We start from the raw sequence: 20,844 nt of genomic DNA, 5'->3' as shown, positions 1-20,844 counted from the left end.
CTCCTCCTCCAGGGGGCGGCCGAAGGTCCCCGCATCGACTCAGACCGGAATAAGCTGTAAATACGATTTATTGTGGAATTCCCGCCAAGAGAGAAGCTCCGATGAAACGGAACTCGATGCGCCGTCCCCTCTTGTCGTTGCTGGGTGGAGGGTTGCTGGCGGCCTGTGGCGCTGCGCCCGAGGCAGGGCTGGCCTCACCCGATGAGCCGCTGGGCACCGGGAAGGCGGCGCTGTGTGCCGGGACGAGCGTCACGCAGTTGGGGGGCTCGAGGGGGCCAGCATCCCTCAAGGGGTGATGGGGGCGAGTGGACCGTGGGCGGTGTCGGGCGGAGCCAACGCGATGTGGGTGGAGTACTCCGTCGACGGCAAGCCGAGCGTCGCCGAGCTACGCAGGCCCGAGCCCTGCACCACCGCTGGCACCTGGTACTTCAGCAAGGAGGGGGTGAGCTGTGGCTCACCGTCGATAGCAACGGCACCACCACCCTCTGCAAGGACAGTCCCAACAGCAAGGACGGTGCGGATGCCCGCGTACAGGGGCGTGGACATGGTGGTGAAAGCCCTCCTGCCAACCTTTGCGCTGGCCCGGCAGGAACTGCTCCCCCGTTGGATGAGGACTCCCAGCCCGACGGACGGATGCGAGGCCTCGAACAGCCAGGTCCACCACCCGGGCGTGGGGCAGGCTACGGGATGAAGCCCGGAGGGGCCAGGTGGCCCACGCACGTGCCGCCGTTGGAGTCGCTGTTCGTCCCATCCGGGCAGGACGTATTGCTCCAGGTGACGCCCGAGACGTCCGCGGCCGTGAGGTTGACGTTGTACAGGTTGGCGCCGGTGAGGTTCGCGTCACGCAGGTGGAGGACGCCCGTGACGAGGGAGTCCTTCAGGTTGGCGCCGGTGAGGTTGGCGCGCACGAAGAGGGTGCCGGCGAGCAGGGCCTTCTCCATGACCGCATCCACCAGGGAGGCCTCCGTGAGGTTCGTCCGCTCCAGCGAGGCCAGCACCAGTTGGGCTCCATCGAGGTTGGCGCGGGTGAGGTTGGCGTCCGTCCACACGGTCTCCGCCAGCACGGCGCCCTGGAGCGAAGTGCAGGTGGACGTGTCCAGGCAGGACAGGTCCGCGCGGATGAAGTCGGACTGCACCCAGTTGGCGTTGTCCAGCCGGGCCCCGCGCAGCGCCGTGCCGGTGAGATCGACATCCTCCCCGGACACCCCGGTGAGGTTGGTGCCAGACAGGTTCGTCCCCACGAACTGGGTGTCCGTGATGGAGAGGCCGGAGAGGTTGGCGCCAGAGAGGTTCGCGTGGGTGATGACGGCGTCCGTGAGCTGGGCAAGGCGCAGGTCCGCGCCGGTGAGGTTCGCGCCGTCCCAGAGGATGTGGGACAGGTTGGCCTCCTGGAGGAGCGCGTTGACGAGCGTGGCATTCCTCAGGTCCGCGTCGGTGAGGTTGGCCTTGGAGAGGTTGGCCCCGGTGAAGTCCGCGCCCGCCGCCACCGCGAGCGTCAGGTTTGCCTCGCGCAGGTCCGTGTTCACCAGCGCGGAGCCCCCGAGGTTGGCGAACTGGAGGGTCGTCTTGAAGAAGCTCGCGCCAGTGAAGTCCTGCTGGCTCAAGTCCAGGCCGGACAAGTCGCACAGGGACACGTCCACCCCCGGGCCTCGGGCGCCGCAGTCACCCAGCCCCGCGGTGTGCCGGGCGAGCCGCGTGTCGGACTGGCTCGACGGGCCACAGCCCCCCGAGACACAGGCGCTGAACAATGCAATGGATGCGAGGATTTGCCGCATGTGGGAGTCTCCCGGGTCTGAAATTGGTGTCCAGGGATACGGAAAACAGATTTCCAGGACAATTAGTTAATTGCTGACAACGTCATCGCTTTTCCGGAAGCGGCCCGCGCCGCTACCGCCCCCCCTGCCGCGGCCCGCTTCACGCGGGCGCGGGCGAGGGCCTCGCCACCGTGCGCCCGCGCGCCAGGCGGCCCCGGCGCGAGACGGCCTCGGCGCGGGCGTATCGTTTCCCCGCCGGAGCCCTGCGCCTCGCCACCGCCGTCATGGGCGCCGCCGGGCTGCTCCGCCACAGCATGGGGGGTGCACACCGTCCGAGACTCGGACGGTCCGGGCTCCGTGCGCGCAACCCTTTGCGCCCACGGGCGATTCACCAGGAAACGTCAGGACTCTCCCTGTTTCCAGGAGTACCCGGGAGTTGGCCCGAGGGGTGCTCGCGGGCAGGGACACCGCCGTGGCTGGAACCCCCAGGCGGCGGCGTCCAACTCCAGTACGCAAGGGAAAATGAAAATGTTCAAGCGAGCGGCAGTCCTCGTGGTGAGCTGCGGCGCGGTGCTGGCCGGCTGCGGAGCCGGCCCGGAGGCCGGGCCGGGAGCCAGGAGCTCGTCTCCAACCTGCTCGAGGCCGGCTTTCCGGCCGGCGACATCCAGGTCCACGACGGGCAGGTGTTCGTGGGGAACGACGCTCACGTGACCCTCGAGGCGTCGCGCGAGCTGCTCCAGCCCGGCGAGGGGAGCCAGGAGCAATACAGTACGACCAATCTCGTCGGTGCGAGCGTGACGAAGATCTGCATCAATCCCACCGCCGCGTTCAACAGCTACGCCCGCCTCAGCCAGGGGCTGGATCTGGCCATCCAGAACGACAACGCCCTGGGGCTGCGCATCTGGTTCGCGCGGGGACCGGCCACCGGCTGCACCGCGAACATCACCGCGCAGACCACGTCCGGCGCTGGCGGCTCCGCGGGCTTCCCCTTGGGCGGCCTGCCCTACGGCACCCTCAACATCGGCACCGGCCTGCAGAGCTACAGCATTGACGTGAACGAGCACGTCATCACCCACGAGATTGGCCACACCATCGGCATGCGCCACTCGGACTACTACGACCGGTCCATCAGCTGCGGCACGAGCGGCAACGAGGGAACCGCTGGCGTGGGTGCCATCCTCATCCCCGGGACGCCGACCAGAGATCCGGACTCGATCTTCAACTCCTGCTTCAACTCGACCGCGAGCGGCGAGTTCAGCCCATACGACGTCGTCGCGCTGAACTACCTCTACTGAGAGATGGCGCGGCAGCCCCCGGAGTCCCGCCAGGACTCCGGAGGCTCGAGCCGCACGCGGCGGAAAAAACCGCTCGCCCAGGGGGCCCCCTGCCTACTGGAGGCCGTTGGCGTCCACCAGGCTGTAGTTGTACGCGGCGCCGCGGCCCCCCACGGCCTGGATGAAGCGGTTGTAGTCCGAGGAGGCGATGGTCTGGCAACCCATGGAGCCGTTGTCGTTGCTGCCGGCCTGGTGGAAGAGGATCTCCGTCTGCTTGTAGCCCCGGGCCTTGGAGGCGTCGCGCTCGGCCTGGCTGAGGGTGTTGGAGTGGTCCGTGTCGCGGTAGGCGGGGAGGCTGCCGGAGCCGCCCTCGGTGCGCACGTGGTAGCTCGCGTTGCCCACGTAGTCGCCGTTGGGCACCACGCTGTAGTTGCCCGGGCGGATCATCCCCAGGTCGCCGCGGCCATCGCCGTTGGCATCCGGAGCGCGGGGCTGGTAGCGCGGGTTGGAGTGGGTGGAGCCCCGGAACTCCTGCACCGTGCCGTTGGGCTTGAGGACGACGAAGGTATCGTCGTACTTCGCGTTGATGGTGGTGGCGTGGCGGTTGCCGTTGGCATCCAGGCCGCGCAGCCCGAGGACGGTGGCCTGGCCGTTGGGGTTCACCTTGCCGCCGTTGGCGCGCACGATGCTGGCGTAATAGTCGTACTTCTCCTTCATCGACATGTTCTTGGGCGCCAGGGAGACGGGCTGTCCCTTGCCGGGAGCATTGGTCGAGGGCCGGGGCTGGAGGTCATCCACGGTCTTGGCGCCCTTCTCCAGCAGCGCGAGCGTGGTGGGGCCCACCTCGCCCTCCTGCCCCTTGGGCGGCGTCAGGCCGCGATCCGTCTGGAAGCGGCTCACCGCGGCCTGCGTCTTGGGGCCGAACTTGCCGTTGCCGCTCGTCATGTCGCTGTCGGACAGGTAGCCCTGCTTGTGCAGCAGCTCCTGCAGGTGCTCGACGGCGGGGCCCTCGTGGCCGATCCTCAGGTGCTCGCCCTTCTTGACCTGGTCGAGGCTGGGGGCCTGCGTGTACTTGCCGTCGAAGGGCGCGGGCGGGGTGGAGGGCTTGTCCGTGCCGCCCGTCTGGCCGGGCTTGGGGGCGTCCATGCCGTCCGAGCCACCGGCCTGGGGAGGCACGGCGCCGGTGGGGGCCGGCTTCTTGCCGCCATTCTCCAGCCACGCGAGCGTGGTGGGGCCCACCTCGCCCTCCTTGCCCTTGGGCGGGGTCAGCTGGTGATCCCTCTGGAAGCGGTCCACGGCGGCCCGCGTCTTGGGGCCGAACTTGCCGTTGCCGCTCGTCATGTCGCTGTCGGACAGGTAGCCCTGCTGGTGCAGCAGCTCCTGCAGGTGCTCGACGGCGGGGCCCTCGTGGCCGATCTTCAGGTGCTCGCCCTTCTTGACCTGGTCGAGGCTGGGGGCCTGGGTGTACTTGCCGTCGAAGGGCGGGAAGGAGGTGGCGGGCTTGTTCGTGCCGCCCACCTGCTGGCCCGAGCGGGCGATCTGGTCGAAGCGCTCCAGCCCGTAGTCCTTCATGATGCGGATGAGCTTGTCGGAGTACTTCGGGTCCGTGGCGTAACCGGCCTTGTGGATCTCCCGGGCGAACTGCTTCGCATCCCCCGTGTGGTTGAAGGCGTTGGCGTAGCGCGAGTTCTTCCGCAGGAACTTGCCATGGTCGTCGAAGGACTCGGAGGGCGAGTTGTACTTGCGGAAGTTGGCGTTCACCGTCACCCAGCGGCCGTTGAGGTACTCCTTGGTGGGCATGGTGACGTGGCCGGCGGGCCCCTCGCCCTTGATGCCGAAGAAGTTGTTGCCCTTCGTGGACAGGCCGGAGCGGCCGCGGTCGCTCTCGAGCAGGGCCTGCGCCATCGTCACGGAGGCCGGCACGCCCGTGTTGCGCTGGCTCTTGATGGCGTCCGCCGCGATGCGGTCGAGGAACGCATCCCCCGTCTTCGGCAGCGTCACCGCCGCCGCCGCGCTGACCGCACCGGGGGGGAGGGGGGGATTGCTGACAGGCCGGTTGTTCACGGGAGACATCGCCATGGGCGTAAACCTTTTCAGATAGGAATTGATGCTTGTGACGGGATTATCCGGGGCGCGGGCCGGGAGTTGCGTCCGCCTCCAGGTGCCGCGTGTGTTTTTCACGGCGCCGACGCAAGGGGAGGCTCCGCTGACGGAGAAATGACGATGGGATGACGCTGCGCTGACGCTCTGTCTCGTGTGTCGACAACATGGCCGGCCAGCGCCCGGCTCACACCTATGAGCAGCTCCAGCAGCTCGTGAAGGACACCTGCGCCGGGCTCGAGGCCATCCCCGCCGAGGCGATCGACGCCAGGGAGGGCCAGGAGGTCGTCTTCAACACGCCGCGGGGGTCGAGGCTCTTCACCGCGGAGCAGTTCCTGCTCTCCTTCTCGCTTCCCAATTTCTACTTCCACGCCACGACCGCCTACGACATCCTGCGCGCACGCGGGACGCCCATCGGCAAGCTCGACTTCATGGGCAGCCTCCGGCTCAAGACCTGAGGAGGAGCGCCGCCCCAGGAGGCGTCGCGGTGATGCGGCCCATCTGGTCCGAGACCCCGCGGGTGGGATGATGGGCCCCCGCCGGTCCCACGGTGCCCTCATGAAACACAAGCTCGTCGACTACTTCCGCCGCATCACGCCTCTGTCGGACGAGGAGGCCCAGGCCCTTCTGGACAGCATGGTGGTGAAGACCTGTCCCAAGGGCACGCACCTGCTCATGGCGGGCCAGGTTTGCACCGAGGCCTATTTCATCCTCCAGGGCTGCGTCCGCCAGTACTACGTCGTCGACGGTGAGGAGCGGAGCAACGGGTTGTTCACCGAGGACGATTGGGTCCTCTCGATTCACAGCATGATGACCCGGACCCCGGCGGATCACTTCCTGGTCTGCGCGGAGGACACCACGGTGGTGGTGGGGACCGAGCAACGCGAGCAGGACCTGTTCCGGCGCTTTCCGCGCTTCGAGGGCATCTCCCGGAGGGTGATGGAGCGGGTCCTGGCGGAGCAGCAGGAGCGGCTCGCCTCCTATGTCACCGACAGTCCGGAGCAGCGCTACCTCAAGCTCTCGAAGACGCGGCCGGACATCTTCCAGCGGATTCCCCAGTACCAGCTGGCCAGCTACATCGGCGTGAAGCCCGAGTCGCTGAGCCGCATCCGCAAGCGCCTCGCCACGCGCGGCAAGCCGGCTACGCCGTGACGGCGGGCGGGACCGTCCGGAATCCCCGGGCGATGAGCCAGCCACCGAGCAACAGCTCGAACAGCCCCCCGGGCCCGGACAAGAAGATGCCCCACGGCAGCCCGAAGAGCTCGAGCACGGACCCCAGCGCCAGGAGCCCGTAGCCCACCGCGCCCAGCAGCGGGAGGAACGAGGGCAGCCGCCGGGATTGGTACAGCGACAGGCAGAACGCCACGCTGCCAGCCCCCAGGATGATCATCGCGAGCTGGTACGCCCAGAAGTTCCCCTTCGAGAGAAGGTGGAACAGGACCCCCAGCTCCGGCGCCGTCCGCGCCTGCGCGGAGTCTCCGAGCTGCAGGAGGGACAGGAGGAACACCACCCCGACGAGCAGGAGCAGCGCCTCCATCACCCGCGTGCAGACGTACGCGATGGCGATGCCCAGGCTCCGCTCGCGGAGTATCGGGAAGAACAGCACGCCGATCCCGACGACGGTGAGGGAGTTCAACAGGAGCAGCAGCGCCCCCCCGACGAACGGCGTCCGCTGAGCGGCCAACGCGGCCAGGTGCTCCGGCTCCTTCAGGACGGAGGTGACGAGCGCGGTGCCGAGGCCGTAGGCGAGGAACGGAAGGAGGAAGAGAATCCCCAGGGAGCGGGTGTGGAGGCGGGTGGTGTTCATCGTGGCCCCGAGAGTAGGGAGGGGGGCCCTCGCCCGCATTGACGTGGGTCAATAAACGCGAGCCGCGCCCCGGGTCGTGGAGCCCCGATATGCCTTTCCGGGCCGTGCGTTTCCTGGAGTGTCACGGCCAGGCGATTCGGAGGGCTGCCATGCCGCGTCTGCTGCTGCTGTCGGGTCTCATGCTCCTGGGGGCCGGGTGTGCGGGTTCCCACTCGAACTTCCGGACCGGAGGGCCCGCGTATCCCCTGGGTCAACCGGCCGGAGAGCCCCTCGCCCACCGTGTCGCTCGCCCGCTTCGCCCGGCCGCGCAACGCGAGCGTGGATGGCAACACCGTGCAGGTCCGGCCCTGAGCGGGGCCGCCCCCCTGCCGGCCAGTCCACGTCTGTCCGCCCGCGTCATGCGAAACAGCGGCGGGTGGAGACGGCGGGCGCTGGTACGATGCGTGGCGCCGGGGCATGTGCCCCGTCTCACTCATTGGCATCGGACTGGGAGAACATGGTCGACTTCCGCAACTTCATCGGACGTGGCACCGCGGCGGGCACGAAGCTGAACATCTTCGCGAAGGTGATGTTCTTCGTGAACGTGGGCAGTGGCGAGTTCATCGACCTCGGCCCCAACCAGGCGGCCTTCAAGGGGAAGATCGACACGGTCTTCTACAAGGGCGACTTCTCGCTCACGCTGAAGCTGAACGAGGACGGCAAGGCCGAGGTCACCATCAACGGCAACCGTGCCTCCCAGGCCACGTACTCCGCCGGCGGCAGCAAGCTGACCCTCGACGCGAAGTTCGGCTCGAATACGCAGACCATCTCCTTCGAGCCGGGCGGCAAGGGCAACGTGGAGACGTACCTGCTCGTGAAGGGCGGGCAGAGTCTCGACGTGCACCTGGCGCCCGCCGAGAAGCCCGCCGTCGCCTGAGCCCCGGGCGTCCGCGACGCCTCAGCCGTGGACGGCCTGGCCGAAGCGCCGCATCCACTCCTGCTCCTCGGACGAGAGCGGGCCCCGCTCCAGCGCGGCCAGGTTCTCGTCCAGCTGCGCGAGGCTCGCCGGGCCGGTGAGCACCACGTCCACGTGGGAGTTGGAGAGGCAGAAGCGGTAGCAGTCGCCCGCGGTGGGCACGCGGCCGTCCCACCCGCGGGGCCGCTCGAGCAGGCGGCGCCAGTCCGTGGCCGTGTAGGCCACCAGCGCCGGCTTGCGCTTCTCCAGGTGCGGGAAGATGTCGCGCTCGGCCCCCGGGTGCGCCGCGTTGTAGCGGATCATCAACAGGTCCAGCGGCGAGTCCTCGGCGAGCCTCCCGGCGCGCGGGCGGTCATGGATGGAGACACCCAGGGCGCGCACCTTGCCCTCCTGCTTGAGCTTCACCAGCTCCTCGACGGTGCCCTCCGTCCACGCGCTCATCCGGCTCAGCCAGTACAGCTGGTACAGGTCCAGGTAGTCCGTGCCGAGCACCTTGAGGGCACGCTCGGCGCCGCGGCGCACCTGGCCGGGGAACCAGCCGAAGGAGGGGCCGGCGCAGAGGACGAAGCGCTCGCGGTCGCGCTGGAGGGCCTCGCGCAGCACGCGGGTGAGGCGGCCCTGGCGCGGGCTCCAGAAGATGTAGTTCAGCCCCCGCTCCAGCGCGGCGCTCAAGCCGGCCTCGTCGATGCCGTAGTTGCCGGCGAGGCCGAGGCGGTGCACCCGCTTGCCGAAAGCGGGGAGGTACCGGTGGGTGAAGTCCTGCGAGGAAGAGGCCTGCGCGGTGGCGCTCATGGAGGCTCCCGGGTGGAGGACTCCATCGTACTCCGGGTGTGGCCTACGGCGTCACACCCAGCCGGGAGGAGATGCGCTCGAGCATGGACTTCTCGCCCTCGGCGAGCTTGCCGTCGGAGACGCACAGGGCCCGGGCGGCCTCCAGCACCTCGTCCGGACGGGTGCGCAGCACCTCCAGGTCCGGCTCGGGCATGGTGCCGCCAATGTCCAGCCGGTCCATCAGCGAGTGCAGCTCGGCCTCGGGCACGTTCCAGCTGCGGCCCAGTCCCAGGACGACCATGCGCTCGGCCTTGGTGATTTCCCGGTCGGCCCAGGCGACCTGGAGCAGCAGCTTGATGACCTCGATGTTGAAGCGGTCCTCGGCGGTGAGCGTCATCCGTCATCCTCGGCGGTAGGGAGCGGGGACTCTAACCGGAGCGCGCAGGGGCGAGGGAGGGGGGGAGGGCCCGGGCGTCCACGGCTGGACGGCTCACGTCGTTTCCTGGCACATGGCCCTCGAACGGGAGGGACCATGCCCCTTGAGATTTCTTGTCATCCCCGCGGGCGGAGCCTCCTGGCGCTGAGCGGGCTCGCGCTCCTGCTGGGGCTCCTGGGATGTACCGGGCACGCGGGCCTGCTCGGGGCGCGGGATTGCCCCGCGATGGCGGGCGCGGGGCAGGAGGCCGTCGAAGTCGACTTCGAGGTAGTCACGCCGCGGCAGGCCGGGGACCTGCGCCAGCGTGGCGTGCAATTGCCCCGGGTCTCTCGCTTGGGAGATCCACGCGAGCACCGGGATTTCGTCGAGCACCGGGTGACCGCCGTGGGCCTTGGCCTCACCACGGGAGGGTACCTTCTCTACTGCGAGGGGTTGCCGCTGCCCGTGCTCGTCCCGGAGTCGCTGGTCGACCTGGAGCTCACGAGCGCGGAGCCGCTGAGTGACGCCATCTACCCGGACCGGAACGAGGCCCTGGGGGACATGGCGGCCAGTGCCTCCGGGTCGGGGCGCGCGAGGTATGCCTGGTATCGCGGAGCGGGTGGGGCGCTCATCGTGCCCACCGTCTTCTCTCCGGCCACCACCCCTCGCATCGCCCGGACGATGCTCGCGGTGCGGCAGCAATTGGGGGAAACGGTCCAGCAGGAACTGAAGGCCCTGTTGTTGGATATGGCGGGGAACCGGGTCCTGCGAGGAGTCTTCTCGCGCGTGGTGCGGATGGGCTCGGAGCCGGCACTCCGCCCGTCTGTCCGGAAGGAGGGACCCGGGGGCGAAGCTCCGGCGCCGCGACAGCCGGTGACGCGAGCCGCCGCGCCCGCCGCACCCCCCGCGCCCGCGCCCGCGCCGGGTGCACCCGCGCCCTCTCCGGGACTGGTCCAGGCCCTCACCGGCACCCATCCGACGCCGCCCGTGGCCGCTGGCCCGCGTCTTCCCCAGGATGCCGCGGTCAACCCGAAGGTGCCCCGATTCCGTGAGACGGATCGTCCCATTGGCAGCAGCCCAAGTCAGAACGCGCAGCTCCAAGCGGACATCGAATACCTTCGGAGCATCGGCGCCGAGAACATCCGGGTGAACCAGCAGCAGGTCGCGGCGCGCAACAGCCAGCGCGTGGGAACCAATCGGCCGGATCTGCAGTTCGACTATGAGGGGCGCCGCTATCAAGTGGAGTATGACACGCCCACGTCGGGCCGTGGCCCTGGCCACCAATCGCGCATCACGTCCAACGACCCCGACGCGAAAATCATCCTGCTGATCGTGCCCTGACGGATGAGGCTTACCTGATGACAGAGAACATGAAGGGACTGCTCCTGGATGACCGCTGGGCTCCCGTCACTTCGGAGATGGGATTCCTGGAGACCGGTGCGGAGCACGCTGCCCGTGCCTTCGCGGCGTGGCAGGCAGGGCTGTTTGTATCCCGTGGAATCACCGTCGAGGTGCGTTCTGTGCCGGGCCCATTGGAACAGGCCCTCTCCGCTCTGCTGCCTCTGACCGATGCGGAGAGGCGGCGGTACCTCTTCATGCCGACACGTAGCCCCTGGACGGCGTACGTCGATAACGGGTGGAGGGGAACCGATGTGGCGAGCCCCATATCCTACATGGCCGAGGTGCTGGGCTGCCGCGGCCTGCGGGTGGTTGCCGTGCCCAACACCCTCCGCAAGGACAAGGGCCGCTATGGGGCGGTGATGCTCTCGGTGTACGGACCCCACCGGACGGACTGGCTCAACTACGTGCGCACCCTGGGCGCGTCCAATGACGGGGGCCGCTGGGTGTTCGATCAATCCGGCGAGCCCTTCCCCTTCGAGCAGCTCGAGCAGTACCAGGCGCGCCGGGTGAGGGACCGGTTCACCTTCGACATGCTCAAGGACTACCTGCGCCACCTGGGGCTGTCCCCCTTCGAGGAGGACTTCTACCTGCCGCAAGGCGCCCCCGCGTGGCTGGTGGAGCGCAAGGGCCCGGTGCTCCCCAACCACAAGGAGTACACCCTGGCCCAGGTCCGGGCGGACTTCTGATCAGTCCAGCACGAACGTGTACGAGTACTTCATCTCCGTGGAGACGGCTTCCCCGTTCTTGATGGCCGGCTTGAAGCGGAAGCGCATCAGCGCGGTGCGCGCGGCCTCGTCCAGCCCGTAGCCGAGTCCCTTCACGACGGAGGCCTTCACCACGCGGCCCTCGTTGTCGATGGTGATGGACAGCGTCACCGTGCCCTCGATGCCGGCGCGCCGGGCCTCGTCGGGGTAGGGAATCTTCACCTCGGAGGCCACGCTGGGCTCGGTGTCCACCTGGTACACGGGCACGTACTTGGGCGCCGAGTAGGCCTTCACCTCCTTGGGATCCACGGCCTTGTCCCCCGTCTTGCCATAGAGGGTGTTGCCCACCGGGGCGGCGAAGCCACCGGCGCTCGTGGTGGAGGACATGGAGATGCCCACCACCAGCGGCACCGGCTTGGAGGGCTGCTCGGGCGGGGGCGCGTCGTTGGGCGGCGGAGGCGCCGCGTCGGGCGGAGGCGGCGGGGGGGGCTTCTCCGCCTGGGCCACCTTCACCTGTGGAGGCTTGGGCGCCACCTTCGGCTTGGGCGGGGGCGGCTTGGGCTCCTCCGGGGGCGGAGGCGGCGGCGGGGGCGGCCTGGCCACCTCCACCATCACCATCTCCAAGGGGCGCTGGGCCGGAGGCAGCGTGCGCTCCCGCACACGCGACAACATGAAGAAGCCCGCGCCGTGCACCCCGAGGGACACGAGCAGGAAGAGCAGCACCGCCCGCGACGAGTCGCGGCGGACGGGCATGGGTGGATCGATCGCGGCCTGGCTCATGGCCCTGGGATATCCCTCAGGGCGCCGCGGGTGCTGCCGCGGGCGCCACGTCCTTGTCGATGTTGAGCGCGAACTTCGCGACGCCCTGGCCCTTCACCAGGTCGAGGAGCCAGATCACCCGCGCGTAGGGCAGGCTCTGGTCCGCGCTGATGAAGGCGCGCGTCTCCTTGTCCTTCGCCAGGGCCTCGGCCACCTTGCGCCGCAGCTCGTCCTCGCTCACCTCCGCGCCGTCGAAGAAGAGCTTGCCCTGCTTGTCCAGCACCACGTTGACGAGCCCCTGCACCGACTCCCCGCCATTGGCGGCCCGGGGCAGGTCCACCTCCATCGAATCGCGGACGATGAAGTTGGCCGTCACCATGAAGATGATGAGCAGCACCAGCACCACGTCCACCAGCGGCGTGACGTTGATACCGGTGATCTCCTCGTCGTTGTCCTGAGCGCCGCCGGCCATGACCTAACGAGCCTCCCCGGACGCCAGGGCGCGAGGGGCGCCCGGGCCGCGCTCGGCGCGCAGGCTGCCCACCAGGGCGTGGCCCAGGGCGTTGGTGCGCGAGGTGAGCGTCTTGAGCTGACGGTTGAAGACGTTGAAGGCCACCACCGCGGGGATGGCGACGGCCAGACCCACCGCCGTGGCCACCAGCGCCTCGGAGATGCCCGCCATCACCGTCTGCTGCATGGCCGCGCCCTTGACGTTCATCTGGCCCAGGTCATTGAAGGCCTTGATGATGCCGAGCACCGTGCCGAACAGGCCGATGAAGGGCGCGTTGTTGCCCAGCGTGCCCAGGAAGGACAGGTAGCGCTCGTACTGGGGGCGCTCGCGGGCCACCGTGGAGGCGATGACCTGCTCCACCGTGTCCGCGCCCTGGTCCACCGAGGCCAGCGCCTCGCGCAGCACGGCGGCCTCCATGCCCTTGTGCCTGGCCACCGCGGTGCGCACGGCCTCCAGCTCACCGCGGGCCAGCCTCGCGGCCAGCTCCTCGGAGTTGGGCAGCCGGTGCGTGGCGAAGTACACGGCGCGCTCCAACATCAGCGCGATGGACAGCACGGAGAGGATGACCAGCACCCAGAGCACCCACTCGGCGCTGGTGAGCGTCACGCCGAGCAGCTTTCGGCTGAGCCAACCCAGCTGCTCGGTGTGGCCCATCTGGGCCAGGAGAACGAAGGACGTCATGGAGACCTGTGATGGCTGAGGGATGAAGCGACGCTTCCAATTCTTCCGCATCGCGTCGAAAGTCAAATGAATCAGCCACGTTGGCCCTTGCCTCCCCGCCTGTCACAGGGCCGTTTCCCGCCTGCCCGGCGAGCGGTCCGGGAATCGGCGCTCCGGCCGGTTGTTGGGAGGTCGTCGGGGTCCCTGTCCCAGCGGTGCGGGGTCCCTCCCGCGCCCGTAAGTGTCTGGAATCCGGGCGGAAACGAGACCGCCGGCCCCGGCCTGGCGCGCTCGCGTGACGAGCGCCAGGCCGTGCCGGCGGCTTCACTGTCGGGACAACGACGCTACGGCGTTCCGCAGGTGCCGTCGGGCAGGCACTGCAGGCTGGGGTCGCAGTCCGCGTTGCTCATGCACCGGGTGCCGGAGGGGCAGTCGTAGCCGCCACCACCGGACATGCCGTTGACCTTGAAGTCCAGGGTGCCGTTGACGGCCTCGGTCATGGCCCGGTTGCCGAACGAGCCCTCCTTCTGGTGCGTGACGGTCACGGTGTTGCCGCTGGCCACCGCGGTGATTTCGAAGGCGAAGTCCGTCACCTTCGTGTTGATGGCGGTGGCGATCAGGTTGGCGATCTGCGCCGCCGTATCCGAGTTGTTGTAGGTGATGCCGATGTTGTTCTTGCCCACGCCGCCGCCTCCGAACAGGTCGAACTCGAAGGTCGCCGAGGTGTTGTTGATGCCGTCGGGGATGGTGAACTTGTCACCATCCCGGAGGCTCGAGCCCGGGGCGGTGGTGATGGTGCCCGTGGCCTTGGTGAACTGGGGGCGGTTGCACGTGAGGCTGCAGGTGCCGCAGGCATCGGCGTTGCCGTCATCGCAGACCTCGGCGTTGGTGACACTCCGGTCGCCGCAGTAGGGGCCCGTGAGCGGCAGGGCCTTCGCGCACGCCGCGTCGCACCGCAGGCAGCTCGTGGTGCCGTAGGGGCACTCGGTCTCCGTGGTGGTGTTGCCGTCGTCGCACACCTCGCTCACGTCGTTCTTCACGCCGTCACCGCAGAAGCGGCCCGTCAGCGGGCGCACGGCGGAGCAGGTCGAGTCGCAGGTGTTGCAGCTCGCCTGGCCATAGGGGCACTCGGTCTCGTTGGTGGTGTTGCCGTCGTCACAGGCCTCGCTCACGTCGTTCTTCGCGCCATCGCCGCAGTAGCGGCCCGTGAGGGGGATGAGCCCCGTGCAGTCCGAGTTGCACATGTTGCAGCTCGCCTGGCCATAGGGGCACTCGGTGTTGTCGAGCTTGTCCCCGTCGTCGCACAGCTCGCTGGGGTGGTTCTTGAGGCCGTCACCGCAGAAGGCGCCGGTGAGGTTGAGGACGGCGGTGCAGTTGGCGTTGCAGGTGGAGCAGTTCGCCTGGCCATAGGGGCAGGAGCCCTCGGAGACGTTGTTGCCGTCGTCGCACGCCTCGCTCGGGTCGTTGCGGGCACCGTCACCGCAGTAGCGGCCCGTGAGCGCGATGGGCGCCGAGCAGTCCGCGGTGCACAGGGTGCAGGTCTTCTCGCCGTACCTGCACTCGGAATCGGTGATGGTGTTGCCGTCGTCACAGGCCTCGCTCGCGTCGTTCTTCGCACCGTCACCGCAGTAGCGGCCCGTGAGGGAGAGCGCCGCCGAGCAGGCCGCGTCACAGGCCGAGCAGCTCCGGGTGCCGTAGGTGCACTCGGTCTCGGTGGTGTTGTTGCCGTCGTCGCACGTCTCGCTCGCGTCGTTCTTCGAGCCGTCACCGCAGTAGCGGCCCGTCAGGTTGAGGACGGAGGAGCAGGTGCCGTTGCAGTAGGTGCAGGTGCGGGTGTTGTAGGCGCACTCGAGCTCGGTGCTGGTGTTGCCGTCGTCACAGGCCTCGGTGCGGGCGGGGCCGTTGACGTTGACGCGGCCATCCCCGCAGATGTTGGGCTGGCAGGTGCCGAGGCAGTCGTCGTCATTGGCGGTGTTGCCGTCGTCGCACTTCTCACCGGCGGCCGTGTTGAGCGTCCGGTCGCCACACAGGGGGGGCGTGCAGTCGTTGTCGCAGTAGGGCGAGTTGGGGCCGTCGTCGCACTGCTCGTTGGCCGTGGTATTGAGGTACTTGTCGCCGCAGGCCGCCGGCTTGCAGTTGGCGTTGCACGTCAGGGTGTCGCCGCCGGTGTCGCAGATCTCCCCCAGGGCGCCGTTGACGTGGCGGTCACCGCAGTAGGGGATGGTGCAGTCGTTGTCGCAGGCGGTGGTGTTGGAGGTGGAGCCGTTGTCGCACTGCTCGCCGGCGCTGGAGTTGACGATGCCATCGCCGCACCGGCGCGCCGTGCAGTTGGTGTTGCACTCGGCCGACTCGCCGCGGGTGTCGCACTGCTCTCCGGCGGTGCGGTTGAGGATGCCGTCGCCGCACAGGCGCAGGGTGCAGTTGGCGTTGCAGTTGACGGACTCGCCCGCGTCGTCGCACTGCTCCTCCGGGTCGCGCACGCCGTTGCCGCAGCCCTCGCCGGACAGACAGTCGGAGCTGCAGCCGTCGCCGCTCACGATGTTGCCGTCGTCGCAGAACTCGCCCACGGAGACGTCCTTGATGCCGTTGCCGCACGTCTCGTTGGAGCGGCAGTCGGAGCTGCAGCCGTCGGCGTTGACGTTGTTGCCGTCGTCGCAGACCTCGCCCTTGACGGTGTCCTTGTAGCCGTTGCCGCAGCTCTCCTGGGACTTGCAGTCGGAGCTGCAGCCGTCACCGCTCTCGTTGTTGCCGTCGTCGCACTTCTCGTTCTTGGCGGTGTCCGTGTAGCCGTTGCCGCACTGCTCCAGGGACAGACAGTCCGCGCTGCAGCCGTCACCCGAGCGGGTGTTGTAGTCGTCGCAGACCTCGCCCACGGCCCGGTCCACGATGCCGTTGCCGCACAGCTCGCTGGACTTGCAGTTGGCGCTGCAGCCGTCCTTGTCCCGGGTGTTGCCGTCGTCGCAGACCTCCTCCCTGGCCACGTCGACGACCAGGTTGCCGCAGATTTCAATGGACGTACACGTGCGGTTGCAGCCATCGCCGTCGACGATGTTGCCGTCGTCACAGGCCTCGCCCTGCTGGACGATGCCGTCGCCACAGTCCGTCTTGATGCACACGTCCTGCCGGGCGGCGCACTTCTGGCCGGTGGGGCAGAACAGGCCGGAGGGGCACTGGACGCTGGTGGGCTCGAAGCAGGAGGAGAGGAAGGGGAGGGCCAGGAGCGCCAGGGTGAGCGCGGCGATGCGGCCATTCATCTGGAGAGGCTGCTCTCGTCTCATAAGGGGGGGCTCTCGGAGGGGGGGACTGTCAGAACCGGAAGGTGGTGAGGATGCCGCCCGTGCCACCGCCGACGAGGGGCGCGACACTCATACCCGTCTCCAGCTTCTTCTGGTTGGGGTCGATGCGGAACGGCTGGGGCTGGTTGATGAAGACGAGCACGACGCCGGTGACGAGCGCGGCGCCGCCGACGGCGTACCCGCCGATGGCGAGCGCCTGGTAGGTGTTGCCCCGGGTGAGGGTGGCGTCGAGGGCGGGCGTCAGGAAGCAGCCACCGCACGCGGTGACGCCGGCATCCAGGGCGCGCAGGTTGTCGCGGGCCTGGAGGTGGAGCCAGCCACTGCCCGCGCCCAGGGCCACGCCCGCGCCCACCACCGTCCAGGGCATCCACGCGGCCCACTTGCGCCGGTACTCGATGAGGTCCTCGGAGGTGAACATCTTCAGCTGGAGGGCCGCCGTCTCACCGGGCAGCAGGGTGCGGCTCTGGTCGGTGGGGAGGAAGCCCTCCTTGGTGGCGACGATGCTGTGCGCGCCGGGGCGCACCAGCCCCGAGTACTTCCCGGGGGCCACGAAGAGCGTCTGGCCATCCATCGTCACGGTGGCGCCGGGCGTGTCGCAGGAGATGTCCACCCGGGCGAGCTGCCGCTCCATGAGCGTCTTGTAGTTGCGGGCGTACTCGTACTTCTCGTTCTCCAGGGGCGCGGGGCCGTAGCGCAGCGCGGCCACCAGCTGCTCGTGCACTTCCACGGGCTGGTCCAGGTTCATCAGCGCCAGCGCCAGGTTGTAGTGGATGGCCGGGTGGGGCCACGCCTCGAGCGCCTGGCGGTACTTCTCCACGGCCTGGACGAAGACGGACTCCTTGAGCAGCGCATTGGCCGACTGGAAGAGCACCATCGCCGCCTTCTGCTGCTCCGGCGACACGCCCTTGGCCCAGGGCCGATCTCCCAGCACCTCGGGGGCGGAGCTCGCCTGCTGCGTGTCGGGGGCCGGAGGCGTCAGGCCGGGCGGCGGGCTCGCCGTGTCCAGGGGCGCGTCGGACGTGGTGGGCAGCCCGGAGACGGACGTGTCGTCGGCGGGCTGCTCCTCGGCAACGGGCCGCTGCTTGCCGCGTTTCAGCTTGGAGCCGGACAGCTTGGAGCCGGGCTTCTTCGCGCCGGGCTTCTTCGTGCCGGCCGGCTTCGCTCCGGCCTTGCGCGCCACGGGGGCCTTCGGCTTGCCGCGGGGCGTCTGGGCCTCGGCGGGCAGGGTCCACAGCGCGAGGAGCGCCGCGGACAGGGTGAGCGCGAACCTGGACCTGTTCATCACCATTCTCACTTCAGGACCTCGATGACCGGACTGCCGAGCTGGGACTGCAGGCGCTGGGCGCGCTCCTGCTCGCGGCGCAGCAGGTTGGCGAGGCTCTGCGCCGCCTTGATGGCCTCTTCCTTGGCCTGGCGCGCCTCCCGCGCACTGGACTCGGCGCGCCGCTTGGCGCCCTTGGCGCGCAGCTGGGCCTCCTGCGCCCGCTTGAGCGCCAGCAGCAGCTCGTCGTTCTTGCTGAGCAGCTCCTGGTTGGCGAGCGCCACCTGCGCGTTGGCCGCCTCCGCCGCCTGCTGCGCCTTCTGGCGCTCCAGCTCCTTGGCCTGCACCTCGGCCAGACGCTGCTTGGCCTCCACCTCGGCACTGCGCGCCGTCTGCTCGGCGGTGCGCGCCACGGCCTCGGCCTTGAGGGCCACCTCCGCCTGCCGCTGGGCCTCGCGCTGCGCGTTGCTGATGACCACCAGCGCCACCGCCGCCGCGATGACCAGCAGGCCCAGGAAGGTGGTGCCGCCGAAGAGCAGCGCCTTCCTCAAGCGCCGGCCCTTCTTCGCCTGCGCGAAGACGGACGTCAGGTAGTCCTGCTGCAACTGCGGCAGCTCCCCGCGGAAGCGCCGCTGGAAGCGCAGCGCCTCCTCCACCATCTCGCCGCGCCACAGCAGGTTGTTGTCGAAGTTCTTCGCCTGCCACTGCCGGGCCGCGTTGCGCAGCTGCTCGAGGAAGCCCGCGTCCTCCTGGCCCTCGTCCAGCCAGCGCTTGAGCGTGGGCCAGCTGTGCAGCAGCGACTCGTGGACGAGCTCCACCGTCGCGCCCGTGGCCCCGCCTCCCGTCTGCACCACCAGCAGACGCGCCTGCACCAGGTGGTCGATGAGCCGCGACATCTCCCCCGAGTCCTTCGTCAGCTCGCGCAGCTCGTCCACCGACACGATGGCGCGCGTGCGCTCGGGGGTGACGAGCCGCAGGAAGACGGCGCGCACCAGCGTGCGCTCCGCGTTGGACATGCTCGCGAGCACGCTGTCGGCGTGGGTGGCGAGCGCGCCCGCGATGCCGCCGATGGACTGGTAGGCGCTCTCGGTGAGCAGCTTGTTCTTGGTGTCGCGCGACTCCCACAGCTGGGTGGCCGCGAACTGGAGCAGCGGCAGCGCGCCCTGGCTCGCGTCCAGGTGCTCCAGCATGTTGTCCACCATCGCCGGGCTCTCGAACTGGTAGCCGGCCATCTCCGCCGGCTGCACCAGGGCGTCCCGCAGGCCGTCGCGGTTGGGCGCGGTGAGGAAGTAGAGCCCCTGGCTCAGCTCGCCCATGAACTGCTCGTCCTCGGGCACCCGGTCCAGGAAGTCCGAGCGGATGGAGAGGATGACGCGGATGGGCGAGGTGGCATCGTCCGCGATGCCCGACAGGCACGCCGTGAAGGCCAGGCGCTCGCGCACGTCCGGCACCAGCGTGTAGAGCTCCTCGAACTGGTCGATGAAGAGCAGAATCTTCCGGCGCTCGCGGCGGGCGCGGCTGCGCAGCAGGCTGCCCACGTAACCGGGCTCCGCCTGCAGGCGCTCGACGAGCCGCTGCTGCTCGGCGATGTCCTCCTCCACGGTGGTGGAGGAGCTCACCAGCGGCGCCACGATGTTGGCCAGGGCCGCCAGCGGGTTGCGGCCGGGGCGGATGACGAGCGACTCCCAGGCCGTGCCGGAGCGCTTGAGCACGGGCACCAGGCCCGCGCGCACGAAGGAGGACTTGCCCGTACCCGAGGGGCCGACTACAGCCAGCAGCGGCCGGTCACTGATGCGGTTGACCAGCGCGGCGATCTCCCGCGTGCGGCCGAAGAAGCGGTCCGCGTCGGCTTCCTGGAAGGAGCTGAGGCCCGCGTAGGGGCTCTCGTCGATGCGCAGCTCGCGGCTGTAGCGCCCGGGGAGGAAGGGCTCCAGCGCCTTGAGCAGCGTGTGGGCGTCCGGGAAGCGCTGATCCTTCACCTTGAGCAGGCACCGGTCGATGACGGCCGCCAGGTCCGGCGGCACGTCCGGCACCACGCTCTGCAGGCGCGGCATCGGCTCGTCGAGGATGCCGGTGACCATGAGCTGCGGGCCGCGCAGCGGGTCCAACGGGTGCTTCCCGGCGATCATCCGGAACAGCATGATGCCCACGGCCCAGATGTCCGCCCGGTGGTCGATGGGCACGCCGATGCCCCACTGCTCCGGGGCCATGTACGCCATGGTGCCCATGATGGCGCCGCGGCGGGTGAGGTTGGAGACGTCCTCGCCCAGCTCCGCGGCCGAGGGCAGGTGGGGCTTGCCGTGGCCCTGGGCGATGAGGCCCTCATTGGGCTCGTCTCCCTGGAGCACCTTGGCGATACCGAAGTCGAGCACCTTGATGGCGCCCGCGTTCGTCACGACGATGTTCTCCGGCTTCAGGTCCCGGTGGACGATGCCCTGCTCGTGGGCGCACGCCAGGGCGCGCACCACCGGCACCATCAGCTCCACCGCGCGCGAGGGGGGCAGGCGCTGCTTGCCCATCACCTTCATCAGCGGCTGGCCCTCGAGGAACTCGAGCACCATGAACGGGCCGGCCTGCGACTCGCCGACCTCGTAGATGATGACGATGTTCTCGTGGCTGCAGCGCGCCGTGGTGCGCGCCTCGAGGATGAAGCGCCTGGTGACGTCCGCGTCCTGCGTGTGCAGGAACTTGATGGCCACGCGCCGGCCCAGCCGCGTGTCACGCGCCAGGAAGACGGTGCCCATGCCGCCGCTGCCCAGCTCGCGGATCAGCTCGTAGTGCTGGATGCGGGTGCCGGGCTTGAGCCCATGGCCCTCCATCTCCCCGGGGCCCGTGAAGCCGGAGCCCGACGGGCTGGAGCCGGAGAAGCCCGAGCCCGACAGGCCCGAGTTCGACTGGCCCGAGCTGGAGTGCCCGGAGCTGGAGTGGCCCGAGCTGGAGGGTCCATCCCAGGTGTGGGGCTGTGCCTGCGGCACGGGAGCGAAGAGCGACTCCACGTCAGCGGCCAGTGTCCGCTCGTCCAGATCCTCATCCACCACCACGGAGGGCGAGGAGGACCAACTCACGGCAGCTGCTTCGTTCTTTTTCATCCGGCGACGTCCCCTACGAAGCATTCACGCTCGGGGAGCGCTTCGAAGGAGACTTCGCCAGTAGCTCCGGCTCAGGGAGCTTCCAAC

Annotated in this window: 21 protein-coding genes; 8 read left to right on the top strand and 13 right to left on the bottom strand. The window is 69.2% G+C overall.

The window, feature by feature from the left end; translation table 11 throughout:
• The first annotated feature begins 101 nt into the window (after positions 1–101).
• Positions 102–296 carry a hypothetical protein gene (locus VFZ09_RS51270; protein WP_329735207.1) on the top strand — a complete coding sequence of 65 codons (195 nt, stop codon included), beginning with the start codon at positions 102–104 and terminating at the stop codon, positions 294–296.
• On the opposite strand, the gene VFZ09_RS51265 is transcribed toward VFZ09_RS51270, so the two are convergent.
• The 3 genes from VFZ09_RS51265 to VFZ09_RS51255 all read right to left on the bottom strand — a co-directional run bounded on the left by VFZ09_RS51265 (position 286) and on the right by VFZ09_RS51255 (position 2,070).
• Positions 286–546, bottom strand: a complete 261-nt coding sequence (locus tag VFZ09_RS51265; protein ID WP_329735206.1) for a hypothetical protein — start codon at positions 544–546, stop codon at positions 286–288. The two genes, VFZ09_RS51270 and VFZ09_RS51265, sit on opposite strands and share 11 nt — an antisense overlap.
• A gap of 134 nt (positions 547–680) precedes the next feature.
• The gene (locus VFZ09_RS51260; RefSeq protein ID WP_329735205.1) at positions 681–1,775 is read right to left on the bottom strand and encodes a pentapeptide repeat-containing protein; all 1,095 of its coding nucleotides are present in this window, start codon (positions 1,773–1,775) and stop codon (positions 681–683) included.
• A 139-nt stretch (positions 1,776–1,914) separates the two neighbouring features.
• Positions 1,915–2,070, bottom strand: a complete 156-nt coding sequence (locus VFZ09_RS51255; protein WP_329735204.1) for a hypothetical protein — start codon at positions 2,068–2,070, stop codon at positions 1,915–1,917.
• A gap of 391 nt (positions 2,071–2,461) precedes the next feature.
• Between VFZ09_RS51255 and VFZ09_RS51250 the strand changes: the two genes are divergently transcribed.
• Positions 2,462–3,049 (top strand): zinc-dependent metalloprotease, encoded by a 588-nt coding sequence (locus tag VFZ09_RS51250; protein WP_329735203.1) that lies wholly within the window; start codon positions 2,462–2,464, stop codon positions 3,047–3,049.
• A 93-nt stretch (positions 3,050–3,142) separates the two neighbouring features.
• Here the strand turns inward: VFZ09_RS51250 and VFZ09_RS51245 are convergent, their stop codons facing one another.
• A complete protein-coding gene (locus tag VFZ09_RS51245; protein WP_329735202.1) occupies positions 3,143–5,107 on the bottom strand; it encodes a glucosaminidase domain-containing protein in 1,965 nt (654 codons plus the stop codon).
• Positions 5,108–5,295: 188 nt separating this feature from the next.
• Between VFZ09_RS51245 and VFZ09_RS51240 the strand changes: the two genes are divergently transcribed.
• Positions 5,296–5,586, top strand: a complete 291-nt coding sequence (locus VFZ09_RS51240; RefSeq protein WP_329735201.1) for a DUF1993 family protein — start codon at positions 5,296–5,298, stop codon at positions 5,584–5,586.
• Between the two features lie 100 nt (positions 5,587–5,686).
• Positions 5,687–6,280, top strand: coding sequence for a Crp/Fnr family transcriptional regulator (locus tag VFZ09_RS51235; protein WP_329735200.1), 594 nt, complete (start codon positions 5,687–5,689; stop codon positions 6,278–6,280).
• Here the strand turns inward: VFZ09_RS51235 and VFZ09_RS51230 are convergent.
• Complete coding sequence (locus VFZ09_RS51230; RefSeq protein WP_329735199.1) at positions 6,270–6,935, bottom strand: DUF4386 domain-containing protein; 666 nt, start codon at positions 6,933–6,935, stop codon at positions 6,270–6,272. The genes VFZ09_RS51235 and VFZ09_RS51230 overlap by 11 nt on opposite strands.
• Before the next feature lie 198 nt (positions 6,936–7,133).
• Between VFZ09_RS51230 and VFZ09_RS51225 the strand changes: the two genes are divergently transcribed.
• Complete coding sequence (locus VFZ09_RS51225) at positions 7,134–7,286, top strand: hypothetical protein (protein WP_329735198.1); 153 nt, start codon at positions 7,134–7,136, stop codon at positions 7,284–7,286.
• A gap of 145 nt (positions 7,287–7,431) precedes the next feature.
• Entirely contained in the window at positions 7,432–7,851 is a 420-nt protein-coding gene (locus tag VFZ09_RS51220; protein ID WP_329735197.1) for a hypothetical protein, read from the top strand.
• Between the two features lie 21 nt (positions 7,852–7,872).
• Here the strand turns inward: VFZ09_RS51220 and VFZ09_RS51215 are convergent, their stop codons facing one another.
• Together VFZ09_RS51215 and VFZ09_RS51210 are read right to left on the bottom strand one after the other, a co-directional pair.
• Positions 7,873–8,682 (bottom strand): aldo/keto reductase, encoded by an 810-nt coding sequence (locus VFZ09_RS51215; protein ID WP_329735196.1) that lies wholly within the window; start codon positions 8,680–8,682, stop codon positions 7,873–7,875.
• 43 nt (positions 8,683–8,725) lie between these two features.
• Positions 8,726–9,058: a TerB family tellurite resistance protein gene (locus VFZ09_RS51210; protein ID WP_329735195.1), complete on the bottom strand. Its 333-nt coding sequence runs from the start codon at positions 9,056–9,058 to the stop codon at positions 8,726–8,728.
• A 135-nt stretch (positions 9,059–9,193) separates the two neighbouring features.
• On the opposite strand from VFZ09_RS51210, the gene VFZ09_RS51205 reads away from it, so the two are divergent.
• Positions 9,194–10,417 (top strand): hypothetical protein, encoded by a 1,224-nt coding sequence (locus VFZ09_RS51205; protein ID WP_329735194.1) that lies wholly within the window; start codon positions 9,194–9,196, stop codon positions 10,415–10,417.
• Positions 10,418–10,728: 311 nt separating this feature from the next.
• Positions 10,729–11,163, top strand: coding sequence for a hypothetical protein (locus VFZ09_RS51200; RefSeq protein WP_329735193.1), 435 nt, complete (start codon positions 10,729–10,731; stop codon positions 11,161–11,163).
• Here VFZ09_RS51200 and VFZ09_RS51195 read toward each other — a convergent pair whose 3' ends face one another.
• The 6 genes from VFZ09_RS51195 to VFZ09_RS51170 all read right to left on the bottom strand — a co-directional run bounded on the left by VFZ09_RS51195 (position 11,164) and on the right by VFZ09_RS51170 (position 20,487).
• Positions 11,164–11,961, bottom strand: coding sequence for a TonB family protein (locus VFZ09_RS51195; RefSeq protein ID WP_329735192.1), 798 nt, complete (start codon positions 11,959–11,961; stop codon positions 11,164–11,166).
• 16 nt (positions 11,962–11,977) lie between these two features.
• Complete coding sequence (locus VFZ09_RS51190; RefSeq protein WP_329735191.1) at positions 11,978–12,412, bottom strand: biopolymer transporter ExbD; 435 nt, start codon at positions 12,410–12,412, stop codon at positions 11,978–11,980.
• A 3-nt stretch (positions 12,413–12,415) separates the two neighbouring features.
• Positions 12,416–13,132, bottom strand: a complete 717-nt coding sequence (locus VFZ09_RS51185; RefSeq protein ID WP_329735190.1) for a MotA/TolQ/ExbB proton channel family protein — start codon at positions 13,130–13,132, stop codon at positions 12,416–12,418.
• Positions 13,133–13,455: 323 nt separating this feature from the next.
• On the bottom strand, positions 13,456–16,389 hold the full coding sequence (locus VFZ09_RS51180) for a DUF4215 domain-containing protein (protein WP_329735189.1): 2,934 nt from the start codon (positions 16,387–16,389) through the stop codon (positions 13,456–13,458).
• Between the two features lie 28 nt (positions 16,390–16,417).
• Positions 16,418–17,689: a hypothetical protein gene (locus tag VFZ09_RS51175; RefSeq protein WP_329735188.1), complete on the bottom strand. Its 1,272-nt coding sequence runs from the start codon at positions 17,687–17,689 to the stop codon at positions 16,418–16,420.
• Positions 17,690–17,697: 8 nt separating this feature from the next.
• Complete coding sequence (locus VFZ09_RS51170) at positions 17,698–20,487, bottom strand: serine/threonine-protein kinase (protein WP_414640823.1); 2,790 nt, start codon at positions 20,485–20,487, stop codon at positions 17,698–17,700.
• Positions 20,488–20,844: the final 357 nt, after the last annotated feature.

The sequence above is a fragment of the Archangium sp. genome (assembly GCF_036277355.1).
Lineage (GTDB): Bacteria > Myxococcota > Myxococcia > Myxococcales > Myxococcaceae > Archangium.
This window is presented reverse-complemented; position numbering and strand designations above follow the sequence as displayed.

Coding starts and splice junctions, on each gene's coding strand:
- VFZ09_RS51270 (WP_329735207.1), top strand. CDS start 102: ATGAAACGGAACTCGATGCGCCGTCCCCTCTTGTCGTTGCTGGGTGGA.
- VFZ09_RS51265 (WP_329735206.1), bottom strand. CDS start 546: ATGTCCACGCCCCTGTACGCGGGCATCCGCACCGTCCTTGCTGTTGGG.
- VFZ09_RS51260 (WP_329735205.1), bottom strand. CDS start 1,775: ATGCGGCAAATCCTCGCATCCATTGCATTGTTCAGCGCCTGTGTCTCG.
- VFZ09_RS51255 (WP_329735204.1), bottom strand. CDS start 2,070: ATGCTGTGGCGGAGCAGCCCGGCGGCGCCCATGACGGCGGTGGCGAGG.
- VFZ09_RS51245 (WP_329735202.1), bottom strand. CDS start 5,107: ATGGCGATGTCTCCCGTGAACAACCGGCCTGTCAGCAATCCCCCCCTC.
- VFZ09_RS51240 (WP_329735201.1), top strand. CDS start 5,296: ATGGCCGGCCAGCGCCCGGCTCACACCTATGAGCAGCTCCAGCAGCTC.
- VFZ09_RS51235 (WP_329735200.1), top strand. CDS start 5,687: ATGAAACACAAGCTCGTCGACTACTTCCGCCGCATCACGCCTCTGTCG.
- VFZ09_RS51230 (WP_329735199.1), bottom strand. CDS start 6,935: ATGAACACCACCCGCCTCCACACCCGCTCCCTGGGGATTCTCTTCCTC.
- VFZ09_RS51220 (WP_329735197.1), top strand. CDS start 7,432: ATGGTCGACTTCCGCAACTTCATCGGACGTGGCACCGCGGCGGGCACG.
- VFZ09_RS51215 (WP_329735196.1), bottom strand. CDS start 8,682: ATGAGCGCCACCGCGCAGGCCTCTTCCTCGCAGGACTTCACCCACCGG.
- VFZ09_RS51210 (WP_329735195.1), bottom strand. CDS start 9,058: ATGACGCTCACCGCCGAGGACCGCTTCAACATCGAGGTCATCAAGCTG.
- VFZ09_RS51205 (WP_329735194.1), top strand. CDS start 9,194: ATGCCCCTTGAGATTTCTTGTCATCCCCGCGGGCGGAGCCTCCTGGCG.
- VFZ09_RS51195 (WP_329735192.1), bottom strand. CDS start 11,961: ATGAGCCAGGCCGCGATCGATCCACCCATGCCCGTCCGCCGCGACTCG.
- VFZ09_RS51190 (WP_329735191.1), bottom strand. CDS start 12,412: ATGGCCGGCGGCGCTCAGGACAACGACGAGGAGATCACCGGTATCAAC.
- VFZ09_RS51185 (WP_329735190.1), bottom strand. CDS start 13,132: ATGACGTCCTTCGTTCTCCTGGCCCAGATGGGCCACACCGAGCAGCTG.
- VFZ09_RS51180 (WP_329735189.1), bottom strand. CDS start 16,389: ATGAGACGAGAGCAGCCTCTCCAGATGAATGGCCGCATCGCCGCGCTC.
- VFZ09_RS51175 (WP_329735188.1), bottom strand. CDS start 17,689: ATGAACAGGTCCAGGTTCGCGCTCACCCTGTCCGCGGCGCTCCTCGCG.
- VFZ09_RS51170 (WP_414640823.1), bottom strand. CDS start 20,487: ATGGAGGGCCATGGGCTCAAGCCCGGCACCCGCATCCAGCACTACGAG.